This is a genomic window from Shewanella olleyana, from assembly GCF_023283825.1.
GTDB lineage: Bacteria > Pseudomonadota > Gammaproteobacteria > Enterobacterales > Shewanellaceae > Shewanella > Shewanella olleyana.
The window spans coordinates 72,046-88,273 of the sequence record NZ_JAKILD010000014.1 but is presented as its reverse complement, the minus strand read 5'-3'; the positions used below and the strand labels follow the sequence as shown (position 1 = coordinate 88,273).

Sequence of the window (16,228 nt, the reverse complement as noted above, 5' to 3'; positions counted from 1 at the left end):
AAGTGAGAAAAGTATTAGCATACACGCTCAAACTATCACTAGAAAATAAATTTAAAACAAAAGCTTAAGCTAACCTCCATATTGTTCTACAAAAAATTAATATCAAATTAAAGAAGCTCTATTCATAGAGAATAACTTTTTGATTGACAATTATTAAAAAAAATAGGATATTAACCGGTCATTTTTTACATTAGATATATTTAGGAGCTTATTTTGGCAAATATCAAATCAGCAAAAAAACGCGCTATAACTTCAGAGAAACGTCGCCAACATAATGCAAGTCGTCGCTCAATGATGCGTACTTTCTTCAAAAAAGTTTTAGTTGCTATTGATGCTGGTGATAAAGAAGCCGCAGTTAAAGCATTCTCAGATGCTCAGCCTATTTTAGATAGAATGGCTACCAAAGGGCTTATTCATAAGAATAAAGCAGCACGTCAAAAGTCTAGACTGTCAGCCAAAATCAAAGCTCTATAAGACTCCAGTACTTGCAATACAAACTGAAGCTTTATACGTTTCAGTTTGTATTTTTAATTTGCATCAGATACTACTTACTTCAAACTTTTATTTATGCGTAAAAGTTCGCTTTAAATCCACATACGGTATGTATTTCTAATACGAATAGCTTCAATATTTATATACTTTGGCAAATTAACTTGGGAAGGTAGAGATTGAGAATAAAACTCATCTTTTTTTAAATAATCAGATATTGTTATTAAGCCTTCCTCATCAATTAGAATATGCCCTTTATCATACAGTGTATGTAAATCAGCCCTTAATAAAATACCATTAGATTTATCATCTGAACCATTATTTTGAACAGGTATTATATGGCAAGCTTGTAACGCCTCTTTTATATTAACACCTGATAAAATACAAACCCCATCACCCGACTGAAGAACGTCTTTTCTAAAACGTGGCTGACTTGGCCTACTTAATACCTCAACTAGTTTACGTTCTCTTATTACATCTAAGGCTTGAATTTTTTGATCAATTTCAATAGCAGTATTGATACTGTCTTGAGGTGACTTAACTACGGTATGTAAGGCAGAGCAATCCAAAGTAATTAAAGACTTTATAGATTCTATTTGCTCTTCACGAAGGAAAAACTCTTGTGTTTCACGACTTACATGGCAATTGGGTACAGTGGAATCCCTTTTCCCTAAAAATTCATAATAATTTAAAAAAAGCAAGAATTCACGAGCGATTCTGCTGTCATTATCCCCATCATTAGCCACCCATGCCCCATTAAAAGTTGAATGATCAGCTCTATAATCAAGTATTCCTTGTGATATTTGCGTTTGAGTATACTTATTACCTGACAAAGGAATAACCACATGAATTAATTCTTCAGTAGTTAAGTAGCCATGCACACTACTATACTCATACAGTTGAACTATTAATGACAATAAAAGCTCTAATGGGTTAATTAATAAACCTTGTGATTTCCAGCAATTAATCTGCTCGTCATTTTCTGTATATGTATTAGGAAGTTGCAGCTTTTTTACTGTGTATGAAGCAAATTCACCTTTCGTTAACTGGCCAGAAGCATAACCAATGCCTAATTCAGAAAGAGTAATTCGAGGCGATGTTGAAATGAGTAAACCTGAAAACTTCCAGTACTGACTCGAGTTCCTAAATAGGTTCCTTTCGGTTCCTCTTGCAAGCCTTAACGGCCTATCACCATTAATCAATTTAGATAACTCGTTCTGTACAACTTGCAAGCCATCTTCTACGCTTTGAGAGCTAACACTTACACCTTGATTAGCATATAAAACTTTTAAGCAACCTAGATATACTTCAGGAATATTCAAACTTTCCGTCAAAGTCAATGGTCCCCACTTCCACCTATATTCAGGAAATGGTTTTTTTAATCCACTATATGCCATTGATAATGCCTAATAAACTTCAATTATTTAAACATTACCAAGTAACTCAGGTTTTGTAAAATATGAAGGGTCTATTTTAAACTTATCACGCTTCCTTCGCTTCAATTAACATTTCGCCTAACACTTTTCCTATTAATGGCGGGACTGCATTTGCGATTTGCCTATAACCAGAAGTTTTTGAACCAATGAACTCAAAATCATCTGGAAAAGATTGAACAGCAGCGGTCTCCCTTACTGTCATTCGACGATTATTATTAGGGTGGTGAAGAACTACGACTCCCCCTTTTTCATCCCCCCTTCCTGTAATTGTAGGTGAAGGTTTTTCTGAATCAATAACTCTATGTCCTAAGTGCCCATTAAACCTCAACTTATAATCAGAACATACATGGTTTAAAAAATCATTAGTCTCTGTAGGTTCAGGGTAATGTTTGAGGGCTTCCCCAATCGTGATCCACTTGGGAAGCTGATTACCAACTTTGTCATGAGTTGGATTAGGGGGGAAATTAATTGTCACATCTAAGTCATTTCTAATGCCAAAAATAATTACCCTCATTCTTGTCTGAGGCACGCCATAATCAGCACAATTTAACAATTTGTACTGAACTCTGTAGCCTAGGCTTTCAAAGTCATTCGTTATTTTATGAATAACTTGCCCTTTATCTAAAGATAAAATCCCTTTAACATTTTCAGCAATAAAATATTTAGGTTTTTTATCTTTTATAACCCTAACCATTTCTAAATATAATTTATTCCTAGGGTCAGTGGACTTTCTTGACATATTGGCGACAGAAAAACCTTGACATGGAAAACCACCAATAATTACATCGGCATTAGGTATATCAACAGAATCAATATCACAAATATCACCTAAAACAGCATGATTTCCAATATTTTTTTTATAAGTTTCAACAGCATCCTTATATAAATCATTCGCCCAAATTACTTCAAGACCAGCTTGAGTTAATCCCAAGTCCAATCCTCCAGCTCCTGAAAAAAGAGATATTACTTTCATATTACTACTTATATTTTAATAATTGATTCGCAATTAAATGTGCAAACTTTACTGGAACGGCATTACCTACTTGCCTATAACAAGAAGTCATACTTCCAAAAAAATGATAATCTATCGGGAAAGATTGAATAATTGCAGACTCTCTTATAGACATTCTTCTATGGTTTTTGGGGTGTTGTATGGCACAAACTCCTCCTTTCCCGTTACCTCTTGCTAAAATTGTGGGTGATGGTTTACTAGGGTCTGTTTTTCTATGGCCTGTAAAGTTTCTATTTGTTACCTTATATTGGGAGTATACATGGTTTAATAGGTTATGTTCTTCCTCAGGTTCAGGTATTTCAGCAAGAGCTTCACTAATTGTATTCCAATTAGAAAGTCCAGATTTTTCAGACTTAGCTGGAGATGTATGTGACTGGTCTGGATATTCATATTCAAAATTAATATCATTCCGAGTTCCAACTAAAATCACTCTCCACCTAGATTGTGGCACACCATAGTCAGCTGTATTAAAAAGTTTTTTCTGCATTTTATAACCAGCAGATTCAAAGTCATCCTCAATCCTTTTTATTACAGAACCATTACTTAAGCTTAGAATCCCTCTTACATTCTCTGCAAAAAAGAATTTGGGCTGCTTTTCTCTAATAACTCTTAAAAACTCTAAATAGAGTTTATTTCTATCATCTTCTTCTATGCGCAGCATATTGGCTTGTGAGAAGCCTTGGCATGGAAAGCCACCAATTACAATCTCACAATCTGGAATATCATCAGTTTCTATATCTTCTATTTTTCCACAAACTATGTGATCACCTATATTCTTTTTATAGGTGATCACAGCATCTTTATCAAAGTCATTAGCCCAAACTATCTGGAAACCTGCCATTTTGAAACCTAGATCTAATCCACCTGCACCAGAAAATAAAGATACAACTCTCATCCGTTAACCTCAGTCACTTTAGCCGCAATTCTATATAAAAAAACAACACTATAATTTGCTTTCAGCACAGCTTAAATAACAATATTATACATCACCTCTAGTGAGTACTCACCAAACAAACGACTTCAAATTTAAAAAGCGTCGACAACAGACAATAAGTTCTTCAATGAATCAAGTCTATGGGTGTAATGATTAGTTACACTAAACTTACTGAATTAATGGGCGACCAGCAGGTAATGTTCATTGAATCTATGTTCATTGAATCTATGTTCATTGAATCTATGTTCATTGAATCTATGTTCATCAACTTAGTGATAAATGCATGCCTGAAACTGTGACATGTTCTCATATGACCTAGCTCATTAAGATATTCAATAGCTAATGCTTCACGTTGCCTTTGGAGACACACCATTACAGTTATAGTTGAAGTAATCCAATTAAGACTAGTGAGCTATCCTGCCAAGAGTATTAAGTAGGTAGAATCATGCAAAGTTTATAGAAGTAAAAAAGGGGGGGAACTGAACAACAAGAGGATTTACTATACGCTAGATACAAGAAAGCCCTGCGTTAGCAAGGCTTAAAAGTATGGTACCTGAGGACGGACTTGAACCGTCACTTCTTTCGAAATCGGATTTTGAATCCGACGTGTCTACCAATTCCACCACTCAGGCATAGATTTTGTAGCTATAACTATCTTTGCAAATAATATGATTCTTTGCAAACCTTTGCAAGACATTGGCTGTCTTAAAAGGATTTCTTATTGTTCAAAAACAATACTTTAATTGATAAATCACTCTAGGGACTCTATATTTTGAATCCGTCGTGTATACCAATTTCACCACACCGGCATCATATTGATGTCTCAAAAGAGCTGCGCTCAATCGAGAGTCAGAATTATACCTAGGCCAATCACAATCGCAAGCCCTTTAATCTTCTATTTAGCAGTTTTCGATTCAATAGCTCAAATCTCATTCAAACAACAGCTTTATGAACCTTGAGTTGCTGAGTGTGCAGCCCTTCCCCCTACATTGGTGAACAACCATTACCTCAGGTACATACTTCACTACTTCCTAATCTATTACATTAGGTATTCAGCAATAACTGAAAGGTTAATTGATCGAGATCATAATTGTTAACAGATGTATGCGATATGTTACTTGTGACTTCACGATAAAGAGGATTATGAAATGGCATTCTGGTTAGATTTAATGTTTGGTAATGCAATAGGTTTGCTATCAATGATTGTTATCTTCTGCACTATGGGAATTATGTCGTACATGATGTGGATGTTTATTGTGAAGTCGGCTCCAAAAGAATAAGTATTACTTATTTTGATTTAAGTCAGTTTTTTGTGTTTCTTGGCAAATAATTAGGGGGCCTATAGCCCCCATTTTTGTATCTAAAATTTAGCTTCTTCGAAAGCGATTCAAACCAAACTAAGCCGCATGTTTTCTTGGTTGTACTAAACCATTAATAAACTGAGGTCTTGCTTTAATTAAATGGGTTAACTCTTCTTTACTTGGCTCACCAGCTGGTAACCTCAACACATCACGATTTAAATACACTCGTGCTTTCATCGAAATTTTGTATTCAGCCGTTGGCCCTTGAATGGCGTAATGACGTTCGTTACCCACTAACTCTAAAATATTTGTCGCTACTAAACCTTTCACTGCGAGTTCGTTTTGAGGTAATGCCAAAATAGTGGCGCCTTGAAGGAAAAACTCTCTCAATAAAGCTCGCTCAGCAGGATCAAGTAGCTTCACCTTAGCTTCAATAGTTTCTATGGCACGTTTTTCACGTAAAAAATTGATCGACTCATCCACAACAAAGGTGAATAACTGACTTAAGAAAAATGCCGCACCAACAATAAGACCTAAGCCAATAAAGTGGCCATAATCTGTCACTAATCCATCAAGGGAAAGGGTTTGCAGCACATGGGAAGGAGCAAACAATAATACGGTACAAGCAACAACCCACCAAAGCATTACGCTGACAACAACACGTTTTACGTTGGCTAGCTTTACGTTATCTAATTTAATTTTCATCATCTCGCTTCCAAAGTGTCAGATTTTTGAATCTATTACTTCAAAAGCAATTTTGATGCCAAGGAATTATCTAAATAACTCTTTTTACATTAAGTGGTTACTTTTCAGCTAATCTTGCTAAAACACGGCTCGCTGCGATAAAGCCAAATGTACCTGTCACCATAGTGACAGCCCCAAAACCAGAGGCACAGTCCATACGCATAGTCCCCTCAGCGGTTGCTTTAGTACTGCAAACACTTCCATCGCTTTGAGGGTAAACAAGGTGTTGAGTGGAAAACACTGCATCGACAGCAAAGCGTCGTTGTACATTTTTAGTAAAATTATACTCGCGGCGCAAAATTCCCCTGACTTTAGCAAGTAATGGATCTTGAATCGTTTTTGCTAAATCAGTCAGCTGAATTTGAGTTGGATCAGTTTGTCCACCAGCACCACCAACAGTAACAATCTTGAGCTTATTGCGTTTACACCAAGCTATTAACGCCGCTTTCTGTTTAACGGCATCAATACAGTCAACCACATAGTCGATCGATAAAGGATCGCTTTTAGTGCCAAGGTAATCTACTAAGTTGTCTGCGGTAACAAAATCTTCAACTTCGTTGACGACACACTCAGGATTAATGTCTCGGATCCGCTTTGCCATCACTTCGACTTTAGATTCGCCTATGGTTGAAGTGGTCGCATGGGATTGGCGGTTAATATTAGTGACACAGATATCATCCAAATCAATTAAGGTAATTTGGCCTATACCACTGCGCGCAAGAGACTCAGCGACCCAAGTCCCCACGCCACCAATACCAATGATCACTACATGTGCGTTAGCAAAGTTTTGTAATGCATGTTGACCATATAAACGGCCAATTCCACCAAAACGATTTAAATAGGATTCTGACAACATGTAATGCTCTTGAGTACTCATTAATATGGGGGCGATATTTTATACGAAACTCAGCCAAATCGAAATATCTGAGTCATTAAATATTAATGTTGGTTTAATCTGTAATTTAATCTAACAGCCCCCACAAATTGACACACTTGTTACGCGCCCACAACAAACCAAGTAAACTTCAAGATATTATGTTAATCAGATTGGTAGCATTGTTATCTGCAATTATAACCCTTGTAAATCAGCATGATGCATATCAAATAAATCCAACCTTAAGTGATAAATATCACACTTTTTTATTACGCTTTTATGGCAATATCAAGCGCAGATACAGGATTCCATAAATGGCAGGCGCACGTATCCGTTGCGTCATCGCTATTTCTATCAATGTTGGGCATAACTGATGAGTGCTCGACAAAAATCAAGCCCTTACCAAAGGAAGATTAAGATGATGAAAAAAAACCTGATCACTGCAGCAATTTTATCTTGCACTGCAATGACCTCTTTTACTGCGTTAGCTGATGGCCCAAATTTCTACGGGCGTGCAGATCTTGCATTAACCAACTCAGATATGGGTGCCGCAACTCAAAACAAGAAAGATGGTCTTGTTCTTGAAAATAATTTTTCTTGGTTAGGTGTGAAAGGCACTGAAAAAATCAATGACAATTTTGCCATCATCTATCAAATGGAATTCGGTGTAAGCAACTTCGATAACTCTGATAATACATTCGCAGCGCGTAACTCATTCGTGGGCCTGCAAACTAATGGCGGTACCGTATTAGTTGGTCGTAATGATACCGTATTTAAATCTGCTGAAGGCGGCTTCGACTTATTTGGTAACACGAACGCAGATATCGATTTGCTTACAGCAGGCCAAGAGCGTCGTGGTGATGGCGTTAGCTATTACTCACCTGTAATGGCTAATATGTTAGCTGTTAACGCAACATACTTAGTTGATGATAATTACGATACGGTAAGTGACTCAATGTACGCAGTAAGCGCTACAATGGGTGACAAAGCATTAAAATCTCATAACTTTTATGCTGCAGCTGCTTACCAAGATGGTATTAACGACGTTGAAGCATATCGTGGTGTAATCCAAGCTAAATTTGGTAACTTTATCGTGGGCGGTTTATACCAAAACAGTGAAAGCTTAAAAGAAGAGTTAGCTCACCTTAAGGGTGACACTTACTACGTGAACCTAGCTTACGTCATGGGCGATGTTAAATTGAAAGCCACTTATGGCCATGATGACTCAGGTTTAGGTAAAATAGTTAACACTCGTACTGGACAGGTTATGTCTCAAGACGATACAGATAGCGTCAGTGCTATGGATGCTCGTAAAGACGTTACTGATGTTGATATTCAACAATTTAGTGTTGGTGCAGACTACCGCATGAGTACTAACACTTTAGTTTATGGCCAATACACTCGATATAATGGCGACATGAAACTTAATGGTGCAGTTGAAGATTTAAGTGATGACATCTTTACTGTTGGTGTTCGTTTAGACTTCTAAACCCATCCAACTAGCGTTGAAATAAACAACGACTGAATGTTAATCAAATGCTAAAGCGACCTCAAAGGGTCGCTTTTTTTTAACTTTTATTCCATCGGTTCATTTTATTATGCAAAAACTCATAATCAAGCTTAATTCACCGCTTTACAACTAACAATTTAGCAACACCTTAACTATTCATACAGTCAGTAACCACGTGCTCTACATGATTAAGTACATCTTGTGAACCTCCACAAATGGGTAATTTGCTAACAAACCGTTAATTAACACTCAAAAGTATCGAATTTGTCACATTTCCACCCAAACTCATTACACTAAAGCAAAAAAGTTTGACCTACTCCACAACTTAACTCTTATAAACCTGTAAAAATTCCAATTAGTTCGTTATGCAAAAGCCTTTTGTTAGCGCTTTTTGCAACTGAAATTCACTATAACACCCATTATGGGAATAGAACCTAGGTTCTATAAGGGAGTATGAAAAGATGAAAAAGACGCTAATTTCAGCATCTGTAGCCTCAGTTATTGCTTTAACTTCATTCGGTGCGCTAGCCGATGGCCCTAACTTCTATGGTCGCTTAGACCTAGCAGTAACTAACTCAGACTTAGGTGTGACGACTCAAGAAGGTAAAGAAGGCACTGTATTCGAAAATAACTTCTCTCACTTAGGTGTTAAAGGCAGTGAAAAGATTACTGATGCTGTTGAAGTGCTTTACCAAATGGAATTCCAAGTTGAAAATACCTCTTCAAGTTCAGACGTTTTCAAAGCACGTAATACTTACCTAGGTATAAAAACAAACTTCGGTACTGTATTAGTTGGGCGTAATGACACCGTATTCAAACAGTCTGAAGGTGGTGTTGACGTGTTCGGTAACACTAACGCTGATATCGATCGTTTAGTTGCAGGTCAAACTCGTTCTGCTGATGGTATCTGGTACTACTCTCCAAAAATCGCTGATTTACTGACCTTAAACGCGACTTATTTAATGGAAGATAACTACACTGATGCTGATGACAACGAATCGTATGAAGATCAGTACGCATTAAGCGCAACAATTGGTGATAAAAAACTTAAAGCACAAAACTACTATGTAGCAGCAGCTTACAACACAATCGGTGGCGTTGATGCTTACCGTGGTGTCGCTCAATTTAAAGTTGGCGGTTTCAAAGTAGGCGGTTTATACCAAAACACTGAAAGCCAAACAACTGAACAAGAAGGTGATTCGTACTTCTTAAATCTAGTTTACAACCTTAACGGTGTTAACTTAAAAGCTGAATACGGTGTTGATGAAGGTGGATTCGGTCGTTACCTAACTAAGCAAAAAGCAGCAGGCGGTGTCGTGACCGATGCTAGTATTAGTCAAATCACTGTGGGTGCTGATTACCGCATATCTAAATCAACTCTAGCATATGGCCACTACGCTATGTACGAAGGTGATTACCAACTTGACGGTGGTCCAACCATCGATCTAGAAGATGACAACGTATTTACTGTCGGTATGCGTTACGACTTCTAAATAAGAAATAACGTTTAATTAGGTTATTCATACTAAAAAAGCGACCTGATGGTCGCTTTTTTATTGGCTGTTTTATGTTTCTCTGAGACTTTATATCTGACAATAGATAGCTGCATTAAGCTTTACGAGTGAGTCGATAAGCCGCTTCGTTTAGCCAAGGGACATTCTTTTTCACAAATCGCTGATTCTCGGCAAGTACATCAGCGCATTCCAATAATTCAACCTCGAAATACGGTGCTAAATGCTCAGTTATCCATTCTGGACTGACTGCAAATGGCGGCCCATTTAACATTTCCTGAGCATAATCTAAAGTCACAAGTAAACCTCTAACGCCAGCGGGAATAAGTGCTGCTAGCTTTTTAGCATATCGCTGACGCATATCATCTGGCCAGGCAATTAATGCGGCGCGATCATAAAAAGCACCCACATTTTGCGTTGCAGATTCTGATACCGTAAAAATATCACCTTGTATAAGTGAGATTTGTTCAGTGGTATAAATCTGATGCTCGCCATCAGCTTGCTGAGTAACAGGTAAATTGTTCTCTTTAAAAAAGTCTTCCACAGCAATTTGGTTGAGTTCACAACCAACAACATTATGACCTTGTTCTGCCAGATAACACATATCTAGCGATTTACCGCATAACGGCACAAAAACTTCTACAGCTGAATCTACAGCTAACTGAGGCCAGTATTTAACTAAGAACTCATTAACCTGTGGTTGGTGAAATCCAATTTGCTGTTGTTGCCACTTGCTGTGCCAAAAGCTCGCTTCCATATCAAAGGTCCATGTCATTTTAGTGGGCTTTACTCTAAATATAATGGACTGCAGATGCAAACAATGAGTGATTGTTTACATGCTCAGCAATTAACTGAGTAGGCCTGCAATGCTAATGAAGACATGAAAAATGAAAGGATAAAAAATAGAGAATGAGGAGTAACTATAGCGAACCTAGTACTCAGCCACAGAGTTGCGCTTAAGCGCCAATATAAACCCTATGGCTATAAAGTATTCAAGCTCATCTTGGCGTAATAGTGCCATTAACAAATGTTAGCGGGTTATCTCATTAAACCTTGCTAACAACGGCTTTTGAGCATCAAACAAGAAGACTAAAGGCTTTCTTCACCTTCCAGTACTTGCTGCACTTTTCTGAGCCATTTACAGTTATCACATTGACAATTACGACGAGATAAATGATGTGGGCTTAAATTTGAATCAATGAAATCAACCGCAATAAGAAGTTGCTGCTTTAGTTCCTCAACGGACTTTTTCTCAATAGCCACAAGTTCATCATTATGGTTCATCCAGATGCACTCTTCCCCTTGATGGCAAGTAGTACATTGCTCATCACTGGCATTATAGAACACAGCATGCGGACAATGCGTTACTTCCATTGACTGTAAAATTCGCTGACGAGGAAATGAAAAGAGTTGAATTAAGTCAGCTTTATTAATGTTTGGCATAAACGCTCCTTGAAAGAACCGAATCCGTTGATTCACTTAAATAGTACCTTTCTATAGCGTAAAACAATTTGATTCACGTCAAAGTTTACAACACCGATTTTTTGAGATAGGTAGCTTTGAGATAGGTAGCTTTACGACGCATTGCTAATATAAAACCAATTTAAGTCAGTGATTGGGCCTGTTGATCTTTGCTGGTTAAGTTTTGTTCGAAATAAAAGCGTTTTAATTGAGGCGGATGGATTGATGCCAAGTCGTCTAAGCACTTCTTTTTAAAAAGATGCATCCAACAAAGAGTAAAACGCTTTTAGTCGAACCCTTTGGGCAGCGTTTGTTGTCCATTTTTACTGCGTTATCGACTTTTTATGTAGAATAACTACACCTCCAAGTCTCTGCCTTGTATAAATGGCCAACAATTCGCTGCAAAAACAACCTTGAAAGAACAACAGGTCCTAAACAATTCGCCCACGTAAAAAACTTTTACATGTTGAAATGACTAAAAATCATCGAATCACTTGCCTGATAAATCGAAATATGAGTTTATGGTATTACTAATTCATTACGCCGATGAGTTAGTTAATAGGAGTAACCAGTGCCAACACCTCAGCTACAACACTTTTATATCAATGAAGAACAATCTGTTTATTTATTAAAAGCCGAAGATGCACGCAAACATCGCGCTTGGATCAGATTATGTAAGCAGCAACTCAGTAAACTAGGTTATGCCGATATCGAGTTCATTGGTAAAGGCGCTTATGGTTTTGTGTTTGCTGGCGTGAATGATATTGGTGAGTCACATGTGTTTAAGTTTTCACGCATAACCCTTCCTCGCAGTGTTCAAGATAGGCTTGAAGAAGAAGCCTTTATGCTCAGCCAATTAGTGCACCCTAATGTCCCTAGTGGCATTAAATTTGAGCGTGTAGGTAAACAAGGCATTATGGTAATGGAGCGTGCAAAGGGTGAAGACTTAGATAAAATTAGTCATCGATTAGGTGTGCTGCCTGTCGCTATGATTGTCAGTATCGCCCGGCAGTTAGCTAACTTACTTTATTATCTTCGCACCGGGAAATGCTTGGTTCACGGAGATATTAAACCTTCAAACTTAGTCTATGATATCGAAAACGATCACTTATCTTTAATCGATTGGGGCTCTGCGGTATTCGCCCAGCGTGATGAGCACAATAAAGCCGTTGAAGATAACGTGATGTCTTTAATGTCCAGCGATCAACACCATACCAATGCTCGTATGGGGGATGTTTACTTTATTGGCTCGGAGCAACTCAATGGCGCACTCTCAAGCCCTCGCTTTGATGAACAAGGCGTGGCAGCCACCTTATACGCATTAGCTTCGGGACAAATTAGTCGCTTTGGCAGTAAGGTGATTCCAGCCAGCAGTTTAGGCTTACCCATTGAACTTGCCCGAACCTTAGATGGCATGCTCAGTGATGATGTTGAAAGGCAAAACCTTGCAGGAGATTACTTCCTCAAGAGTATGCGTCATAACCACCGTATGCACCTGCCAGACCTGCAAACCCAGCCATTATATGAAGATATCCCTTTATGGGTGTTACCTAAACAAAAGCAGGTTGAAACCGTAAGCTATAGTTCACGAAAGTCCTTCTTAAAAGAACATAATACCCAAGATCCCATCGCCAAAATGGATGATGTCCAATTAGAAAAGTACTACCGTAATTTTTTAGCCGGAATGGGTGATACCGAAAAAGGCTTTGTGGCAGCAGTGGGTAAACTCGCTCAATACCCTATTGTTGGCGGCCTTGCTATTCACTGGCGTAAAAGTGGTGTCTACATAGATTCAAACTTGGCAATTTATGATCCCGAGACCAAAGATGTATTGATTAAAGCGGTCAATAATATGGTCAGCCTTGCTAGAGGGATCAAACGTATCGGGGTGTTTAAGGCCTGCTTCTTTAACGCTAAAGATACCTTACATTTAGAACGTGAAAGCCCGTCTCAGCCTTATAAAATGGTTAGTGACGCACAATTAAGCTTTGAGGTCGGTGACGTCCCCGCATCAGAAGGACGTTCGCGATTACATTCCTACTTTGAAGATGGTAAAGATCCGGAAGAAAACCTCGAATTACCAACAGAGATCATGACTGAACTTGGTTGGATTAACCAAATTCATCACACCGGTTGTATTATTTTCGAAGCGCTACCCAACCACCTGAAAGTACACAGTTATTTACGTTTATTAAACCCACGAAAGCAAGCAGCATTTCGGGCATCGTTAGACAGGATTTTACATCATGCGGCTAAAATTCAAGGGCATGGGGTATCAGGTTTTATGAAGCTGCCGTATAAAAATACACGGCAATTTTCACACATCGATCATAAAGCCGATCATTTTTACCCTAAAAATCCTAAGCAAGCTCAACCCTAGAACAGCTCTAAGTCCGCTCTAAGTTAGTTGGGAATATAGGCCCCGCTAAAACTAAATCATAAAAAAGCCTCATCAGCAGATGAGGCTTTTGTCGGATAAATACTCTAACTTATAGGCCTAATTAAAGTTTAAATTGGCGAGCCTGGAGGCATTTTTAGCGGCTTATCAATAAAGCGGTATTCTTTAGATTCGAGCCCTTTCGCTAAACCTTGTAGTAACCAATCAAAATGCGCCGCCTGATAATTACTGGCTCGATTGCTGCGACGTTTTAGTTGCTTCTCGGCATAATGCAGTCTTGCCAATAACTGTGCTTTGACTTCTGGCGCCGTTTTCTCATGATGATAACTGGCCAGTACTTCATCCAGAACCACTGCATTTACTCGCATTTGAACTGATAGTAATTGTCCGCGCTGTAAATCTTGGTATAGGGTTTTAGCGAGTAATTTATCGACTAGACTCACCACAGATAATTGCTCTGAATCATCCATAAAGCCCTGATTAACTCTATTTAAACGCTCAGGTGCTAACAGTCTATTGGCGATTTGGCGGCTAAGTACTTCTGCCATGCCAATAGGATCGGTTAACACCCCAATACCAGAATCAAAACTCTCACGGGTTTTTCGATAATTACCCGCTTTAGGCACTAGCATTTCTGTTACTTCAGCAGGTATTGATAAGCTTTGCACTGAAATAACGTCTAACAGCGAGGATAGCGCCTGATGTTGCAACTTTGGCGAAAGGTAATGCCAGCGCTCAGCTGAACCTTGTTGCTGATAGCTATAATCACTACCTCCAATCCATTTTGCGGCAGCATCAATTTGGTAGCGTGTTAGCAGATATATAGGCACAAATGCATCACTTAGCTCACCTAGAGGTTGCTCTTGTAGCAGTGCCTGAGCGTTAAACTGTTCTATTGCAGTACGTCGTACTTGCTCTAAACGAGTTAACTCCTCTGCCGCTGAAGCGTCGTTATCCCATAAGCTCGCATAGGCATGACTCGATGATGCTGAGCGAGAATCCGCCTCTCCGATGTAGCGTAGACCTTGAGTTCTGGCTTGACGAACTAGGTCCTCCAGATTGGCTTCATTACCGTAACCATAAGCGATGGTAAATTTATCCCACTCACCAATCCCTTCAGAATATGGCGCTGAAATATCAATCTTGTCGCCATTTAATGTGGCATTGGGATGTGGATAATCCATCACAGATGAATTGTCATTGGTTGATGCAGCGAAATTATGATCGAGTCCGATCGTATGACCAATTTCATGGGCAGATAACTGCCGAATACGGGCTAGTGCTAATGCCATTGATGCATCGCTGGCGGCTTCTCTATCTTCCCAGCCAGCTGTTAAGCCGCGGGCAATCAAATGATCTTGCTTAACCCGTAAACTGCCTAAGGTGACATGACCTTTAATGATTTCACCTGTACGAGGATCTTTAATTGATGACCCATATGACCAACCACGGGTCGCTCTATGCACCCATTGGATCATGTTATAACGAATATCCTGCGGATCAGCATCTTCAGGTAGCATTTCAACTTTAAAGCCATCAATAAAGCCCGCTTCCGTAAAGGCTTCTTCCCACCAGCGAGCACCATCTAATAGCGCGCTGCGTATAGGCTCAGGTACACCAGGGTCGAGATAATAAGTAATAGGCTTAATTACTTCACTTGGCTCAATACCTGGGGTGACTTTTTCTAAACGGTGTCTCAGCAAGTAACGTTTACTCACTGGAGAATCAATAGGCGCTGAATAATCGAAATACTCACCAGACAAGTAGCCACTCATTGGTTGGTATTCGCGTGGCTGGTAACCTTCTTCAGGCAGATCAACAAATGAGTAACGCATTCTAACGGAGACGAACTTTCCATCCGGTGTCACTTGGCTAACTTGTTCACCCTCTTTGCTGCTGGTAAAAGTGAGCAGAACATCCACATCAGCATTTTTCTCGAAGGACTTGATCCCTTCTTCTAAAATGACGGAACGTGAAGTATCTAAGCTGTAATTGCCTTGCTTGGTGTCAGCAAAACGCTGAGCTACTCCATGAAGATCATTTAGCACTAGATTGTTTATTGAGACCAAAGGTGTTTTGCCGTCTAAGACTTTTCCGCGCCACAATACGGATTCAGCAAATGCTTCTTTAACCGCTAACTGTTCGGCAGGGTTGTCGCTACTTGCGCGATAAAAAGTATTTAACTGCTTTAATAAAATGAATGGACCTTGGCGCTCGAACTGCACCATTCTTGTTTCACCTAATTGGCCACGATCGAGTCCAATATCGTTGGAGCCCACACCATGGGGCAAACTGGTGATCATCAAGAAAGGTTGATTGAGTTTTTTAGCCTCTAAAAACAGCTCACCCGATTGGTTTTGATAGTAAAAATTAATAAACCCCGTGGCTTTCTCACTTTGTTTTATCACTGTTTGCGCTGCTGTAGCCGCATTAGTCATAACGGGCATTAGCGCTAATACCAAGGAAAGTGCAATGCTATGGCGGATCATTTAACTATCTCCAAATCGATAAGTAAGGCTGTTTACAGTTCAAGTATTAAGCAAGTTAATACAAACGGC

The 16,228-nt window shown here is 39.0% G+C and carries 13 protein-coding genes and 1 tRNA gene; 5 read left to right on the top strand and 9 right to left on the bottom strand.

Features of this window, described 5'->3' with window-relative positions; translation table 11 throughout:
- The first annotated feature begins 213 nt into the window (after positions 1 to 213).
- Positions 214 to 474, top strand: coding sequence for a 30S ribosomal protein S20 (gene rpsT, locus L2735_RS11625; RefSeq protein WP_248984866.1), 261 nt, complete (start codon positions 214 to 216; stop codon positions 472 to 474).
- Between the two features lie 110 nt (positions 475 to 584).
- Here the strand turns inward: rpsT and L2735_RS11620 are convergent, their stop codons facing one another.
- From L2735_RS11620 to L2735_RS11605, 4 genes are all read right to left on the bottom strand, one after another.
- Entirely contained in the window at positions 585 to 1,886 is a 1,302-nt protein-coding gene (locus L2735_RS11620) for an HNH endonuclease (RefSeq protein WP_248984865.1), read from the bottom strand.
- An 85-nt stretch (positions 1,887 to 1,971) separates the two neighbouring features.
- Entirely contained in the window at positions 1,972 to 2,898 is a 927-nt protein-coding gene (locus tag L2735_RS11615) for a DNA cytosine methyltransferase (protein ID WP_248984864.1), read from the bottom strand.
- Positions 2,899 to 2,902: 4 nt separating this feature from the next.
- On the bottom strand, positions 2,903 to 3,832 hold the full coding sequence (locus L2735_RS11610) for a DNA cytosine methyltransferase (protein ID WP_248984863.1): 930 nt from the start codon (positions 3,830 to 3,832) through the stop codon (positions 2,903 to 2,905).
- Positions 3,833 to 4,418: 586 nt separating this feature from the next.
- Positions 4,419 to 4,503 (bottom strand) — tRNA-Leu (locus tag L2735_RS11605).
- A gap of 516 nt (positions 4,504 to 5,019) precedes the next feature.
- Between L2735_RS11605 and L2735_RS11600 the strand changes: the two genes are divergently transcribed.
- Entirely contained in the window at positions 5,020 to 5,151 is a 132-nt protein-coding gene (locus tag L2735_RS11600; protein ID WP_076540587.1) for a DUF3149 domain-containing protein, read from the top strand.
- A 117-nt stretch (positions 5,152 to 5,268) separates the two neighbouring features.
- On the opposite strand, the gene L2735_RS11595 is transcribed toward L2735_RS11600, so the two are convergent.
- Both L2735_RS11595 and tcdA read right to left on the bottom strand, forming a co-directional pair.
- Positions 5,269 to 5,880 carry a superinfection exclusion B family protein gene (locus L2735_RS11595; RefSeq protein WP_248984862.1) on the bottom strand — a complete coding sequence of 204 codons (612 nt, stop codon included), beginning with the start codon at positions 5,878 to 5,880 and terminating at the stop codon, positions 5,269 to 5,271.
- A gap of 94 nt (positions 5,881 to 5,974) precedes the next feature.
- On the bottom strand, positions 5,975 to 6,769 hold the full coding sequence (gene tcdA, locus L2735_RS11590) for a tRNA cyclic N6-threonylcarbamoyladenosine(37) synthase TcdA (RefSeq protein ID WP_248984905.1): 795 nt from the start codon (positions 6,767 to 6,769) through the stop codon (positions 5,975 to 5,977).
- 442 nt (positions 6,770 to 7,211) lie between these two features.
- Here tcdA and L2735_RS11585 point away from each other — a divergent pair, with 442 nt between their 5' ends.
- Both L2735_RS11585 and L2735_RS11580 read left to right on the top strand, forming a co-directional pair.
- Entirely contained in the window at positions 7,212 to 8,279 is a 1,068-nt protein-coding gene (locus L2735_RS11585; protein ID WP_248984904.1) for a porin, read from the top strand.
- Between the two features lie 482 nt (positions 8,280 to 8,761).
- Positions 8,762 to 9,793: a porin gene (locus tag L2735_RS11580; protein ID WP_248984861.1), complete on the top strand. Its 1,032-nt coding sequence runs from the start codon at positions 8,762 to 8,764 to the stop codon at positions 9,791 to 9,793.
- Between the two features lie 115 nt (positions 9,794 to 9,908).
- Here L2735_RS11580 and L2735_RS11575 read toward each other — a convergent pair whose 3' ends face one another.
- Together L2735_RS11575 and L2735_RS11570 are read right to left on the bottom strand one after the other, a co-directional pair.
- Positions 9,909 to 10,568, bottom strand: coding sequence for a thiopurine S-methyltransferase (locus L2735_RS11575; protein ID WP_248984903.1), 660 nt, complete (start codon positions 10,566 to 10,568; stop codon positions 9,909 to 9,911).
- A gap of 332 nt (positions 10,569 to 10,900) precedes the next feature.
- On the bottom strand, positions 10,901 to 11,254 hold the full coding sequence (locus tag L2735_RS11570; RefSeq protein ID WP_248984860.1) for a hypothetical protein: 354 nt from the start codon (positions 11,252 to 11,254) through the stop codon (positions 10,901 to 10,903).
- A gap of 589 nt (positions 11,255 to 11,843) precedes the next feature.
- Between L2735_RS11570 and L2735_RS11560 the strand changes: the two genes are divergently transcribed.
- On the top strand, positions 11,844 to 13,652 hold the full coding sequence (locus tag L2735_RS11560; RefSeq protein WP_248984859.1) for a protein kinase domain-containing protein: 1,809 nt from the start codon (positions 11,844 to 11,846) through the stop codon (positions 13,650 to 13,652).
- A gap of 128 nt (positions 13,653 to 13,780) precedes the next feature.
- Here L2735_RS11560 and L2735_RS11555 read toward each other — a convergent pair whose 3' ends face one another.
- Positions 13,781 to 16,159, bottom strand: a complete 2,379-nt coding sequence (locus tag L2735_RS11555; protein ID WP_248984858.1) for a zinc-dependent metalloprotease — start codon at positions 16,157 to 16,159, stop codon at positions 13,781 to 13,783.
- Between the last annotated feature and the right edge of the window lie 69 nt (positions 16,160 to 16,228).

What these genes read in the sequence shown, in the direction of transcription:
- L2735_RS11570 (WP_248984860.1), bottom strand. Translation starts at nt 11,254, where the DNA reads ATGCCAAACATTAATAAAGCTGACTTAATTCAACTCTTTTCATTTCCT.
- L2735_RS11615 (WP_248984864.1), bottom strand. Translation starts at nt 2,898, where the DNA reads ATGAAAGTAATATCTCTTTTTTCAGGAGCTGGAGGATTGGACTTGGGA.
- L2735_RS11595 (WP_248984862.1), bottom strand. Translation starts at nt 5,880, where the DNA reads ATGATGAAAATTAAATTAGATAACGTAAAGCTAGCCAACGTAAAACGT.
- L2735_RS11555 (WP_248984858.1), bottom strand. Translation starts at nt 16,159, where the DNA reads ATGATCCGCCATAGCATTGCACTTTCCTTGGTATTAGCGCTAATGCCC.
- L2735_RS11585 (WP_248984904.1), top strand. Translation starts at nt 7,212, where the DNA reads ATGAAAAAAAACCTGATCACTGCAGCAATTTTATCTTGCACTGCAATG.
- L2735_RS11600 (WP_076540587.1), top strand. Translation starts at nt 5,020, where the DNA reads ATGGCATTCTGGTTAGATTTAATGTTTGGTAATGCAATAGGTTTGCTA.
- L2735_RS11580 (WP_248984861.1), top strand. Translation starts at nt 8,762, where the DNA reads ATGAAAAAGACGCTAATTTCAGCATCTGTAGCCTCAGTTATTGCTTTA.
- L2735_RS11610 (WP_248984863.1), bottom strand. Translation starts at nt 3,832, where the DNA reads ATGAGAGTTGTATCTTTATTTTCTGGTGCAGGTGGATTAGATCTAGGT.
- L2735_RS11575 (WP_248984903.1), bottom strand. Translation starts at nt 10,568, where the DNA reads ATGGAAGCGAGCTTTTGGCACAGCAAGTGGCAACAACAGCAAATTGGA.
- L2735_RS11620 (WP_248984865.1), bottom strand. Translation starts at nt 1,886, where the DNA reads ATGGCATATAGTGGATTAAAAAAACCATTTCCTGAATATAGGTGGAAG.